Here is a 13,308-nt window from a genome sequence, read left to right as displayed (position 1 = left end):
AATATTTAATATAAGTAATCACTAAAATATGATACAATACCAATCATTTTTTTCATTCTGATTTTTGGGGGCATATTATGATGCAACAGCCACAGGAGATTATGAAGGGAACGACAACAATCGGAATTGTCTTCTCAGATGGAGTCGTGCTCGCAACAGAGAAACGGGCAACGATGGGCTATATGATCGCAAGTAAAAATGCTAAAAAGATCTATCAGATTACCAACACGATCGGCATGACAACAGCCGGTGGTGTAGGAGATGCCCAGCAGCTTGCACGACTGATGAGTGTGGAGAGTAATCTTTACCAGATCCGGCGAAGGACAAATATCTCTGTCGGAGCCTCGGCAACTCTCCTCTCAAATTACTTAAACCAGAACCGTTACTTCCCCTATTATGTACAGCTCCTTGTTGGAGGCGTGGATGATACAGGATCTTCTGTCTATTCGGTTGATGCAATGGGCGGAGCAACACGTGAAGATGACTTCGTTGCAACCGGATCCGGATCTCCGATGGCATTTGGTGTGCTTGAGGACAGGTTCAAGGCAGGACTCTCAGAGAAAGAAGCAACCGAACTTGCTGTCCGTTCCTTAAAATCTGCCATGAGGCGGGATGCAGGTTCTGGTGAGGGGTACCAGCTGGCTGTTATAACAGCAGAAAAATTCGAGGTGCTTGATGATAGCACCCTCGAAAAGATCGTTAAAACCCTTCGCACATAACATTTTTTTTAAAAACTTTTTTAGGAAGATTCCATGTTAATTGAGGACAGACTCAAAGAGCTGAAAGAGCTGATAAACCGTAAAGTACCTCCGGGTATAACGGTATCCAATGTCGAATTTGAAGGGCCCGAACTTGTCATCTACACAGATGATCCCAAACAGTTTGCAGATCAGGCAGATCTGATCAGGGTGCTTGCACGCGATCTCAGGAAACGGATCGTTGTCCGCCCGAACATTCTCGAGGATCCTGAGAAGGCATATGACGAAATTGTCAGGATTGTGCCGGAAAATGGCGGTATCACCGATATATTCTTTGATCCGGATACCGGCGAGGTGCTTATCGAGGCAGAAAAGCCCGGTGTTGTCATCGGGAAGAATGGATCGACCTTAAGGGATATTACAAAGAGTATCGGATGGTCGCCAAAGGTTGTCAGGACACCCCCGATCGAGAGTTCCACGGTAAAACAGATTCGGCAGTATCTCCGGGCAAATCGTGATGAGAGGAAAGAGTTCCTCCGCATGAGTGGGAGGAGGATTCACCGGGATATCATCGCCAAAGATCAATGGGTCCGGGTTACCACCCTTGGTTGCTGCCGCGAAGTCGGGCGGGCTGCATTTCTTCTATCAACACCTGAAAGCCGGATACTCATCGACTGCGGAGAGAAGCCCGGTGCAACAAATGGCGCTACACCGTTCCTCGGTGTTCCTGAGATTCAACCCCTGGCAAATCTTGATGCCGTCGTCCTCACACATGCACATCTTGACCATTGCGCACTGATCCCGTTCCTCTTCAGATACGGCTTTTCTGGTCCTGTCTATTCGACGCCGCCAACAAGGGATCTCTCCTCAATGCTCCAGCTTGACTACCTTGAGGTGATCAGAAAGGAAGATCGTCCCGCTCCATATTCATCCAATGAAGTGAAGCAGTATGTCAAGAATTCTATCACCTTGAACTATGGATCAGTCACCGATATTGCCCCGGATATCAAGCTCACATTCCATAACGCAGGACATATTCTCGGATCGGCGATCGCACATTTCCATGTAGGCGACGGGCTTTACAATATTGCCTTTACAGGCGATTTCAATTACAGTAAAAGCCGTCTCTTCAACCCGGCAACAGCCAGCTTCCCACGCCTTGAGGCGATCTTCATGGAGAGTACCTATGGTGCATCCCATGATATGACTCCTGCACGAAGGGATGCAGAGATGAAGCTGTACGATGTGATCAAAAGGACTATCGAACGTGGGGGAAAGGTGATCATACCTGCATTTGCGGTTGGACGTTCACAGGAAGTGATGCTGGCGCTTGAGGAAGGAATCAGAAAAGGCGAACTTCCGGCTATCAAGATCTTCCTTGATGGTATGATCAAAGAGGCAACAGCCATCCACACCACCTATCCCGAATACTTAAATTCGGATCTCAGGAACCAGATCTTCCGCGAGGGATTGAACCCGTTCCTTTCTGAATGTTTCGAACAGGTGGATTCTTCTGATAAGCGTGAGACAGTGATCAATGGAGATCCTTCTGTCATCATTACGACATCCGGAATGATGAATGGCGGCCCGGTTATAGAATATCTCAACAACCTCGCTGCAGATGAACGTAACACCCTTGTTTTTGTCGGATACCAGGCAGATGGGACACTTGGGCGGCGTATACAGAAAGGCTGGCGTGAGATACCAATCGGCACAAAGGGCTCAATAACCATCAATCTCGAAGTCACCACTGTTGAAGGATTCTCAGGGCACTCGGATCGGAGACAGCTGATGAGCTTCGTCGGCAAGATGCATCCAAAACCAGAGAAGATATTCTGTATCCATGGGGAGGAGAGTAAAACACTCGATCTCGCAAGTTCTATCTACAAGAAGTTCCATATCCAGACCTATTCGCCTATGAACCTTGAGACCTATCGAATGGTATAGATGAAAAACCACATCCCCCCAATTCTTGGAGTATTTGCGGTAATGGCACTCTCAAATGCCATTGTGCCAGTACTTCCAGCTTTTGGGGAGGGGGCAGCCCTCCAGGGGATCATCTTTTCAGCCTATTTTTTTGGCGCGCTTGTCACCGTCTTTCCAGCAGGGCTTGCAAGCGATCGGATTGGCTCTGTGCTCCTGATAAGAGCCGGGCTTGCTATAACCGTAATCTCCGGAATTGTGCTCCTGACAACAATTTCTCCACTCATACTAATTCTTGCTCGGGTTGTTGAGGGAGTGGGGGCGGGCCTCCTGATTGCATCGGCAATGTCGCTTCTGAATGCTGATTCTGATCATACCCGTCTTTCGGGTTTCTTTATGGGAGCATTAAATGCCGGGCTTCTTGCCGGGCTTGCCGGCACCGGCTGGATTGTGTCACAGATCAGCGATCCGCGATCAGGACTTTTATTCTTCACTATTATCTCAGGGGTTGCATTTCTCCTCTCACTTTTCATGAAACAGTCTGCAGAAAAAAGGATCTCTCTGCCAACAGAGCTGCCCCGGTATCTGAGCCAGTACAAATGGCTCTGGTACTCTGCAATCGTTGTCCTGGGTACAACCGGGGCAGCAACCGCCCTCTATCCTGAATTTGGCGGACATGATCCCCTTTTAACCGGCATTTATATTGCCAGTATGAATCTTGCAACAATGATCTCGGTTCTTGTCGTCTCACATATACGCCTTGAGCCGGTTTTAACAATCAGAATCGCAGCCATTGGTATCGCCGGATCTGTCATCATCTGTTTACTGACACCATTCGGATTCCCACTGCTCGGCGCATTTGCCGGGGTTGTTATTATCTCCCAGATGGCATTCCTTGCAGAGACCGGCGCACCGCAGGGGGCTATGATGGGGCTCTATAATACTGCAACCTATGGCGGGCTGTTTCTGCTTCCATTTGTAACCGGTTTTATCGCTGAATTCTCATCCTTCTTCCTGGCATTTATTGTTCCTGCAGTCTTCACAGTCACCGTCGTCCTTACCATCGGGCGATGCCAATGCAGGCTTAAAGCACGTCAATAGATCTTTCTGTCAGGGATAGCTGCCCAGTCCCGGAGAAGCGAGAGGTTCTCTTCAAGGAGGAAACCGCCGATGATCTCCATGGTGCTGCCCCCAATTTCCTGCAGAATGGTATTTGGTATGGTCATCTCTGAAAACCCAAGGGCCTGTACATCTGTAATAGATGTCCCATAGACAACACGGGAGATCTTTGCCCAGTGGCATGCGGCAAAACACATCGGGCATGGCTCGGTTGTTGCATACATGGTGCAACCTTCAAGTTCGATGCTCTTTAGACGAATTTCTGCCTTCCTGATCGCGACAATTTCTGCATGGGCAGTGCTGTCTGTGTCAGAAAAGACCTGGTTGTGTGCAGAAGCGATGATATCGCCATTACATTCGATGCATGCACCGAAGGGGGTCTGTCCTTTGGCAATACCGATTCGCGCCTGACGGATCGCTTCACACATACAGTCCGGGTTCATTCTGTACCCTTTGGAATCAGTGAGATAAGAGGTTCACGATTGTATTTCAGGAGAGGGAGAAGTATTGCTATTCTGTTATGTTTTTAGCGCTTACAAGCAGGTGCATCTCAGAGAGATACCTGCTGTACTGTGACACTCCTCACCAATCCGGCAAACCCCCATGCCCCCCTTCTCCTGAAGGGGGAATAAGGATAGCATGGGGGTCTGAGCAATCGCGAATGAGCACCGGTGCCAGGTATCGGGCGAGGATAAGCCCATGGAGGTGCGGTATAGCAGGTAGTTTGGATGCGACCAGCAGGCTGAGGGCGTCCTCCTTTTCGAACCTGAACTCCCGGAAAACGTAGTCACATGAACCCAAGTGCTTCAAGAATGAGCCGCTGTTTCTTTGTCATCTCAGTCGTCATCACCTGCCCATCTGCAAGAGTGATCTTTTTGAGCATATTGAGCTCCAGCAAGAGGCTCTTGACAGAATAGTGCTTCAGTAACCCTGCATCCTTCATCATTCCCAGCAACCTGGTGCGGATAATTAACGCCACAAACACAACAAAGATGAAACCGCTTGTGGTACTGTCCTTATGCGTATTCAGTGGGAGAACATCCAAATCCGACTTCATCATCTCTATCTCCTTCTCGATCTCATCACGTTCCCTGTACAGAGACAGAGCAGTCAACCAGTCAACATCTCCTGAATAAAACACCATGAACTTCCCCATTCTGTTCATCCGTTGTGCAACAGCATTCTGCCGAATGGTTGCCTCAATCCGATCATCGACCGCTTTCCAATCGAAAAAATTCTTAAGCTTGCCAGCTATCTCATAAAACCTGATATATGCAGGTTTTTCCTTCTTCAGCCTGACAGTGGCCAGTTTATCTCTGATATCAATCAGGCGGCTGGTGAGTGATTCTTTCTCCTCGAGTTCCCGTTTTGGATCATAGAAGAGATACCCTTTCAATTGAGAGGACTCAAGCGGGAGTGTCACTGGCTTTGCGTAGAGCGTCCTGTCTTTGAACTTCTGCAGGTATTCAACATTGGTGATATCCCGCTGAGCTTCGGTGAGAAGGAGTTTCACTTCCTTCAGCTGGATCGTTGCAGCGATAATGAATGAAATCTGTTGTTCCAGCATCTCCAGAAGGTTATGCTGGCTGAAGAATCCACGATCCATAATGGCGGTATACTCTTTCACGCCATATGCGGCAATTTTCTTCAGGGTTCCAGTGAGCGTTGTGACATCAGTAATACTCCCCGGATAGAGATCGTACATCACCGGGATACCAAGTTCCTTGTCCATGATGAGTGAGAGATTAATCTGGGGAAGTGACACGCCATCCCTGTTATAACCGTATTCAAGGAGGTTCATCAGGGAAGAATGGCTGGAGAGACTGGTGATATCATAGATCAGTGTCCGTTTCGTCCTGTTCTCTTCCAGGAGTCTTGCCATCAGTTGCTGCGGAACAGTACTGGTTCCGATTCGAGCAAGCAGTTCACTGATCCTCTGGCCGGTAATAGACCTCTGTGGTGAATCAAGGGCAAGGGTGGTTCCGACATACCATGTCCCGACATCTTTCATTGCCATTGGTCGGACAATACGGTTCATTGCAAGTGCAGTCACCATTGCCGCATCGGAGTCGTTGAGGATCTCATGAAGGTACTGATCCAGTTTCAGGTCATGCATGATCTGCGTAAGGAGCATGATTGAGCCGTGATCATAGGCAGATCGGATCGTTATGGGTTGGGTATTTTTCTTGAGCTTATCTTTGACTTCTTGTGGTGCATCCCGCATACGGACGGGTTTTCCATCGATATTCCGACCCAGATATTTGGAGTTTTTGTATCGAGTCTGCTTTGATACCGGGTCGTAGTATGGTGTTTCTTCATACCAGTATTCTCTTCCGCCTGTTTTTTTGATCCTTCGAATAGGCTCCATGGTGTGCCCACATAATATAGGCACATTATAGTATAAAGTACTTTCGATTAAAAGCCCAGATCGAGGATAAATTGAGGAAATAGATGGTTATGTGAGATCCTATTGTGATCCAGTGCCTATAAACAGCGGGAGTTCAGGTTCGAAAGGGAGCTGCAGGACGCGGCACACTAACTCTCAAGAATTTCTCTTGCCTTCTCTCTGAGGCGTCTGATATCACCTTCATGAAGCCGCTCAATATAATCAAGAAGTTCTGCATTGAATATCTCGGCTTCTTCAACAGAGTTGGAAACTTCAGCAGCAGTGATATCAAAATCTATATAATATTGTTTATCGACTCTGTCTTTTTTTGCAGCAGCGACCCTTGTACTATCAATCCTGTATAATCGATGAAGAAGAAGCATTGCTCCTGTATGATTTTCGCATTGGATACCTGTTTTGAAAAGAAGCGCAAGCATCATGTAATACATACTATAGTATGCCATCGAGACAGTCTCTTCGAGTCACTCGTTCTCCAGAAGTATTCTGGATGAAATAAGAAAACTTTCTGATTTCTTTTTATACGCCTCTGCAACCCTTGAATTCGGTTCAATGATCCGGATTTTCTCTTCACGAAAGAGTTTACTTAAAAAATCCTGTTTTTTCGTAATATCGTTCCACTCCTTTGAGAATAATATGATCCTGGATGATCTCCTGGATCAGGAGGTTGTCCGGATCAAATGACCCTGTCTTGATACTAAGTTTTGTGTGCTGCCGCTCAAGGTTACGTATTAATTCCCTGTCATTTGCCGTCTTGTTAGCTGAATTGTTTATCTCACCCTTTGTCTCAATATAGAGATCGATATCGCTCTGTCTGTTCACAGTTCCCTTTGCATAACTCCCAAACAATAAAACCAATAATATATCCGGATGGTCCTGAATAGTCCTGATAACCGGGCGCAACCCTGGATTTTGTTCGATAAGCTCTATAAGGCGATAGTGCTCAGCCATATAGATGTAGACACGTGCTTCAACTGTCTTCTTCAGAAAGTATACCGTATTTTTCCCTTCAATTCTGTAATCGACGACATTGGATTCTAAAAGCTCCCGGAGCTTTCTCAGAACAGTCGTATGACTGGTATTAATCTGTTTTGCCAGATTCCGTGGATACGAATCTGATCGGATAAGATGTTTTGTTATCTGAATGGTAATATTTTGTTCCACATGGAATATTTAAGTTCCAATTATATAATGATTATGGAGAGAGACGACAAAGGTACTTCTTCCGGCATCTCTTCCGGGCAGCTTCCACCAGCCATTGCAGGTACAGAGATCCAATACACCCTCATAAGCGCGGAAGCGCTCCCATCCTCACTGGCGGGGCGGTTCAGCCCCGCTTGGTGACCGCCAGGTTGCCCACCCGGGAACCGGAGGGGGATGGCAGTGCCCCCCCCCCGGAGGGGTGAGGGGTCAATCCTTGAGATCAGCTCGCGGTGTTAAGCATTCAGTCACCAGCGCTTACTCTCTCAAAAAAGTGGGTGATTTCTTCCATCCTCAAAAATCATTAATTCGGAGATGGAACAGGCATGTCCCGCCATATTGGTCCGTTCCAGTATCCATATCCACTGGTTGTCATTGGAAGGTCAATCGATCCATACCGATGTGATGGCTCCCGAATATCCACAAGTACGATTGCGTTCTCTGATATGGTAGCCAGCATATCACCGATGGTGAGAGATCGTTTTACTGCTGTCGGCCAGCGGTCCTGCTCCGGCGGTTCATCTCCCCTGTACTGCGGGACGATGCCCCTAAGTGTGAAACCATCTTCAGGTGTTATTTCGTAGACATAGGATCCCTGCCAGACATAGCCGGAACCATACCCCTGAGCAATCGTGACCGGGAGCACCATCACGCTGGTCTTTGGATTGAAGTAGAATGCCTTGTGATCCCGGAGGATCTCGGAGTCGCTCCCTGAACCGCCGATGGTGATCGAATCTTTCAGTGCCGGATTTGCGACATCTGACACATCAAAGAGGGCCGCTTTTACGCCTGTAGTGGTGAAGCCTCCCCATGCTGTCTCCCCGGTATCTTTTCCAATTCCAATTATATGATTCGTATCAAAGGGATGGAGATAATCCGAATAACCGGGGATCTTCAGTTCACCGAGGATCTTCGGGTTCTTCGGGTCGGCAAGATCGATCACAAAGAAAGGATCGATCTGGCGGAATGTGACAAGATAGCATCTTTCCCCGATAAAACGGGCAGCAAATATACGCTCGGTCGGCGCAATCCCGGTGATCTCACCGGTGATAGTTCCAGATCGATCGAAGATTGTTATGCTTGAAGAAGTCTGGAAGCCATTTGATCCATATTCCTCAACAGTTGTGGCAACACGGAGATGACCCTGGTAGTCATCAAGTGAGAACTGGTTGAGGAGTGTTCCCTGTGCGATCATACTCTGTCTCCATACAGGGTTTCCCCGGTTCAGATCAAACCGGTGGATGATCGTTGAGGGACCTGCCGGGTCAGCAGGTTCCATCCAGCCGGAACGGTAGCGATCGCCATAGTGTGTGTAGGCGACATAGAGATGTGAGGGAGTTGCATAGAAGGTCGATGAATAGCCGACAAGATAACTCTCTGTTGACAGGGATGATGATCGCGTGGGTGCAAAGGCAGTGATCGTCTGGAAGATGAATGGCCCTTCGAGATCGTCAAACCGCCAGATATCTGGCGTATAGGTGCTGCTCCCATCTGTCACCAAAGGCATCGGGATATCTGATCCCCTCCTCTGCGGGTACTCCTGAGTGATGAGGTACACGATCCCATCAGTCATCCTTGATGAGGCATATGTTCCTGATGCGGTGATTGTCCTGATGAGTGAGGGCTTTGAGCGGTCTGTGACATCATAGATCTCAGCCTTTGTTACCTGCCGCCTGACCGGCACGGGGGCGGCACTGCCTTCAACCTGCTGGAACTCTTCGATCGTTTCGTCTGAGAAGACCACAACCGTTGAACCGGACAGGTACATCTCACGCGGACTGCCGGAGAGACTGATGTTGGAGATTATCTTTGCATTCTCAGGCGGGAAGGCATCAACAATGATGAACCTGCCGCCGGTTATGAGATAGATGTATTTCTGGTCATTTTTAACAAAATCAGCTTCATCCACCCCCTGCACCTGGATATTCGTCGTCGAATACTCAACTGCGCCACCGGCTGAGGTTGGCATCGGGATCGGCATTCCTGCCTGGGCAGCAGGGGGCATAGCGGCCATATCTTCGGATTTTGCCGTATTCATCCACCGGGACGAATAGCCGGAGGCCTCTGACTGTACCAAGTACTTCTGTACCTCCTGTTCGTTAGCAAACTTCACCGGCCCTCCTTCCGGTGAATGCACCTGCGGGTTCAGCAGGGCAAATCCAATGATTGCTCCTATGACAAGGATGCCGAGAAGAAGGGTTGCGATGAGATAGCGGTTCTGCATAATATCACTCCTTTACTGTAAGAAGAGCGGGGTTCTGGAAATAGCTTCTGTAAACTGCGGATTTTTTCGAAGTTAAAGGATAACACCAAAGGGTTACGTAAAACTGGTATTATTTGAATCGACCCGCCACATACCCTTTGGAATATGCAACTCAAATCGCGCCCCTTCCCCATATGTGCCTGTTTCATGAATCGTTATCCCTGAGATAAGGAGGATCTCACGGCTGAGGAATAGACCAAAACCGGTATGCTTCCCAACACCCCGTTTAAATATCATCTCTTTCTGATCAGATGGTATGCCAATCCCGTTATCCTCCCAGATAATTCTGCATTCATCATCTTTTATTTCACAAAAAAGATGTACCCGGGTTGTTTTCTGACCGTGCCGGATGGTATTGTCCAACAGGTTGGAAAAGACTTTCTGGAGGATAGGATCCGCCAGAATAGAGAGCTCGGTACAATCGTTCTGGATGGTGATGGTACCAGTCGGAAGATCCGTAATAGATTTTGAGATCTTCTGCCAGCGGATGTTTGCTCCACAGGCATCATACTGGCTTGTAAACGCAATCTGCTCCTCGATAGCATCTGCGGCACATTCTATCTCATTCAGGTAATTAATGAGATCTGAATCGTCATTATGATCAATTACCTGGGAAAGGTATCCCTGCAAAACGGTTAGCGTATTCTGGATATCATGCCGGGTAATGCCGGAGAGTAATTGTAGTTTTTTATTGGCGTTATGAAGCGCGATCTCCGCTGCTTTCCACTCGGTAATATCAGTAAGGACAAGCAGGACTGCTTCTTTATTGTGATACCTGATGATTGCACCTTTAATCAGGACGGAATACCGATCACCTGTCTTTGAGATGATATCGATCTCATATGGTGGAATATGCTGTTTTTGCAGTCGAAGGGCTATCTTGTTATGAATACTGTCACGATATTCTTCTGCCACATAGCTGAGGACATCGGTTCCAATCATTTCATCTACAATATACCCTAATGCATCAGCTGCTAAAGGATTGATATAGAGGATTCTGCCATCTGTTCCATAGAGGAGGATATAGTCCGGAAGATGTTCTATCAGTGTTCTGTTGAAGAGCTCATTCTCCTTCAGGGCTTGTTCTGCGGCTCTTTGATTGGTGATATCACGCGAGAGGATGAGTATTGACCTGGGTCTCCCATCTTCATCTCTGAGGAACTTCATGATATTGCTAACCCAGATTGTTGATCCGTCTTTTCGGTACTCCTCTAGGTTCAGGATAACAACTCTGGCCGGGTCAGCGGAACCCTCTGCTTCAAGCCGACTCTCTTCATCAAGCTGTTCAAAAGCGGTTCTTAAGGATTCCGGAGTCAATATGTCTGCTAACGACTGCTGCATCACCTCTTCAACGGTATATCCCCGTAAAGCCGTGATAGAAGGACTCACATAGGTAAAATTCATCGAGAGATCAAGAACTGTTATCGTCTCCGTGATGTTCTCGGCAATCATCCGGTACTGCTCCTCACTCTTCCTGATCGCCTCTTCCATCTCGACACGGTCAGAGATATCATAGAAGGATGCAACAGACTGGCGTGTGCCTGAAATCATTCCAACCGTTATATGGGTGGAGTGGGCACCTCCGTTTTTATCAATAAAAGTAAAGTCGTAGCTTCTGGGAGGAGATACTGTTGCATCTCTCCTTTGCTCGTGATACTGAAGCATCCTCTTCCGATCATCCGGGCTGACAAATTCGGTCCAGCTCCGCCCGACTACCTCTTCCTTTGTAGAACAGGCTAAATCTATAAATGCGGTATTGGCGAGGGATATCGTCGTATCTTCCTCAATGATGATTGATGCAGCACTTGTGTACTCAAAGATGGCACGGTACCGTGCCTCAGATAACCGAACCTCTTTCTGGGCGGCACGTATATCATCATATTGATGCCGCAATTCCTCTTCGATAGCGGTGAGCTCTTCGTTGGCTGCAAGGAGTTCGTCATTGGCTCTCTTGAGCTTATTATCCCGTTCCATCAGTTCGGTAATATCACGACCAACTGACTGGTATTCTGTGATAACTCCATCTTTATCGAAGATCGCCCGGGTGCTCCATCTCTGCCAGACGATCCGCCCGTCCGGCATGATCACCCGCTGCTCAATCATACCTGAGGGGTGATCCTGCGTAAGGGCTGAGAAGAGGGATGAGACTTTTTCCTGATCATCAGGATGTATCCCGGGTTTGAAACTGCTCCCGATAAGATCATCCAGGGATAACCCGAAATGGCGGGAATAGGCATCATTGACGAAGATGATCCTTCCATCATGATGGAACCGGCAGATCAGCTCATCCATATCCTCAATGACATTCCGGTACCGATCCTCGCTCTCCCTGAGTGCCGATTCGCTTCTCTTACGTGCAACAGCGTACTTGATTTTCTGTGAAAGTTCGGTAAACTGTGCCTTTGGATCGCCGCCTTTCTGGAGATAGAAATCTGCCCCAGAGTTCAGAGCCTCAATGACCACCTCTTCCCTGCCTTTTCCGGTGAAGATGACAAACGGTGTCTCATCTCCCTGCTCACGGAGATATTTGAGAAACTGGAGACCATCCATACCCGGCATCTGGTAATCTGAGATGATTGCATCAAATGATTGTTTTGATAAGAGAGCAATGGCATCTGTTGGATTCTTAGAGAGAAAAACCTCAAAATGCTCTTTCTTCTCTAGATAGATCTTACAGATCTGAAGGAGTGCCGGCTCGTCATCAACATAGAGGACTCTGATTGGATGAATGACAGAACCGGGCGGTTTCATGGATGATGATTGAATTGATTGGGTATAAGGCTTGTGGAAGGAGACAGATTGAATCATCCGGTACAACAGGATTATGCCGTTAATTACAAAAATCAGATTGGGGCATAGATCCAGGTCACCAGAAGATCCTCTTCAGTGGTCTTTGGATCATTGATATAGACTTCCCGGACAGGTCCGGTTATGACGAGATGATTATCTCCAAGCCACCTGAAGAGTTCCTGATAGGTATCCGGCAACTCACGGTATGGTCCCATATGGATGATCCGAACCATCTGTCCGCCGGGGAGCTCATAGATACGGATATCGCCGCTTCCCTTCCCCTCCCCTTCAATTGGAAAGGCAACTTCTATATCCGCACTTCCGGCTTCTGCTGCCGACTGCACAGCATTCAGGCTCTCTTCATGGCAGATGAATGCGGGAGGACCGATGACAGTGATTTTGTGTTCTTCGATGAATGATGCAAGCTCCATAATCATCGATCCAATCTCTTCATAACGTCCTGTTCGCCTGATCCCAATCACCTTCTGGGTGGGGGCATCAACGGTCAGTATAGATCGCATGGATGATTATCTGTATCAGTAGGATAAAAAATGAATCTTGTATTTGAAGAAAATCCTTGAAAGAAGAGATTCACTGGATCAACCAGAAGACCGAGACCCTCCATTCGGTATGGTGAAGAACAACTGTTGTCCAGACGATCTCTTTCTTCACAGTCTCGCCAGATACCGGATTGACGAATTCGTACGTTTCTGTTCCGGTCGGGTTCACCCTCTTCTTCCCGACCATGGTATGCAGGGTGGGGGATGCGGAATAGATCTGATTCATCAATTGATAGTCCGCTCTGTTTCGGATCAGAATCATAGAGGATGGTTGTATCAACCTGGTCGACGATCAGGCTGAGATTGGTATCAGTGAAATGTGATGCCGTCACCTCAGGGATCGCTGTTGCA

General features: G+C 47.8%; 11 protein-coding genes. 3 read left to right on the top strand and 8 right to left on the bottom strand.

Annotated features, from left to right (window positions below):
• Nucleotides 1-77: 77 nt before the first annotated feature.
• Genes psmB through ACYUBO_RS05280 form a run of 3 tightly spaced genes read left to right on the top strand, consistent with a single transcriptional unit; the run spans nt 78 to nt 3,722 of the window.
• Nucleotides 78-719 carry an archaeal proteasome endopeptidase complex subunit beta gene (psmB, locus tag ACYUBO_RS05290; protein WP_300334055.1) on the top strand — a complete coding sequence of 214 codons (642 nt, stop codon included), beginning with the start codon at nt 78-80 and terminating at the stop codon, nt 717-719.
• Between the two features lie 33 nt (nt 720-752).
• The gene (locus ACYUBO_RS05285) at nt 753-2,645 is read left to right on the top strand and encodes a beta-CASP ribonuclease aCPSF1 (protein ID WP_460372904.1); all 1,893 of its coding nucleotides are present in this window, start codon (nt 753-755) and stop codon (nt 2,643-2,645) included.
• Nucleotides 2,646-3,722, top strand: coding sequence for an MFS transporter (locus ACYUBO_RS05280; RefSeq protein ID WP_460372902.1), 1,077 nt, complete (start codon nt 2,646-2,648; stop codon nt 3,720-3,722).
• On the opposite strand, the gene ACYUBO_RS05275 is transcribed toward ACYUBO_RS05280, so the two are convergent.
• The 8 genes from ACYUBO_RS05275 to ACYUBO_RS05240 form a co-directional block, all read right to left on the bottom strand.
• A complete protein-coding gene (locus tag ACYUBO_RS05275; RefSeq protein WP_460372900.1) occupies nt 3,716-4,183 on the bottom strand; it encodes a nucleoside deaminase in 468 nt (155 codons plus the stop codon). The genes ACYUBO_RS05280 and ACYUBO_RS05275 overlap by 7 nt on opposite strands.
• A 344-nt stretch (nt 4,184-4,527) precedes the next feature.
• Complete coding sequence (locus ACYUBO_RS05270) at nt 4,528-6,108, bottom strand: IS1634 family transposase (protein ID WP_460372898.1); 1,581 nt, start codon at nt 6,106-6,108, stop codon at nt 4,528-4,530.
• 167 nt (nt 6,109-6,275) lie between these two features.
• Nucleotides 6,276-6,566 carry a hypothetical protein gene (locus ACYUBO_RS05265; RefSeq protein WP_460372896.1) on the bottom strand — a complete coding sequence of 97 codons (291 nt, stop codon included), beginning with the start codon at nt 6,564-6,566 and terminating at the stop codon, nt 6,276-6,278.
• A 160-nt stretch (nt 6,567-6,726) separates the two neighbouring features.
• Nucleotides 6,727-7,308: a nucleotidyltransferase domain-containing protein gene (locus tag ACYUBO_RS05260; RefSeq protein ID WP_460372894.1), complete on the bottom strand. Its 582-nt coding sequence runs from the start codon at nt 7,306-7,308 to the stop codon at nt 6,727-6,729.
• Between the two features lie 340 nt (nt 7,309-7,648).
• Nucleotides 7,649-9,568, bottom strand: a complete 1,920-nt coding sequence (locus ACYUBO_RS05255) for a beta-propeller domain-containing protein (RefSeq protein ID WP_460372892.1) — start codon at nt 9,566-9,568, stop codon at nt 7,649-7,651.
• 93 nt (nt 9,569-9,661) lie between these two features.
• On the bottom strand, nt 9,662-12,358 hold the full coding sequence (locus tag ACYUBO_RS05250) for a hybrid sensor histidine kinase/response regulator (protein WP_460372890.1): 2,697 nt from the start codon (nt 12,356-12,358) through the stop codon (nt 9,662-9,664).
• A gap of 92 nt (nt 12,359-12,450) precedes the next feature.
• On the bottom strand, nt 12,451-12,918 hold the full coding sequence (locus ACYUBO_RS05245; RefSeq protein WP_460372888.1) for a GyrI-like domain-containing protein: 468 nt from the start codon (nt 12,916-12,918) through the stop codon (nt 12,451-12,453).
• A 70-nt stretch (nt 12,919-12,988) separates the two neighbouring features.
• Nucleotides 12,989-13,183 carry a hypothetical protein gene (locus tag ACYUBO_RS05240; protein WP_460373618.1) on the bottom strand — a complete coding sequence of 65 codons (195 nt, stop codon included), beginning with the start codon at nt 13,181-13,183 and terminating at the stop codon, nt 12,989-12,991.
• Between the last annotated feature and the right edge of the window lie 125 nt (nt 13,184-13,308).

The organism is Methanocalculus sp. MC3 (assembly GCF_054767395.1).
The sequence above is the reverse complement of the archived record's forward strand: the minus strand, read 5'-3'. Positions and strand labels throughout refer to the sequence as shown.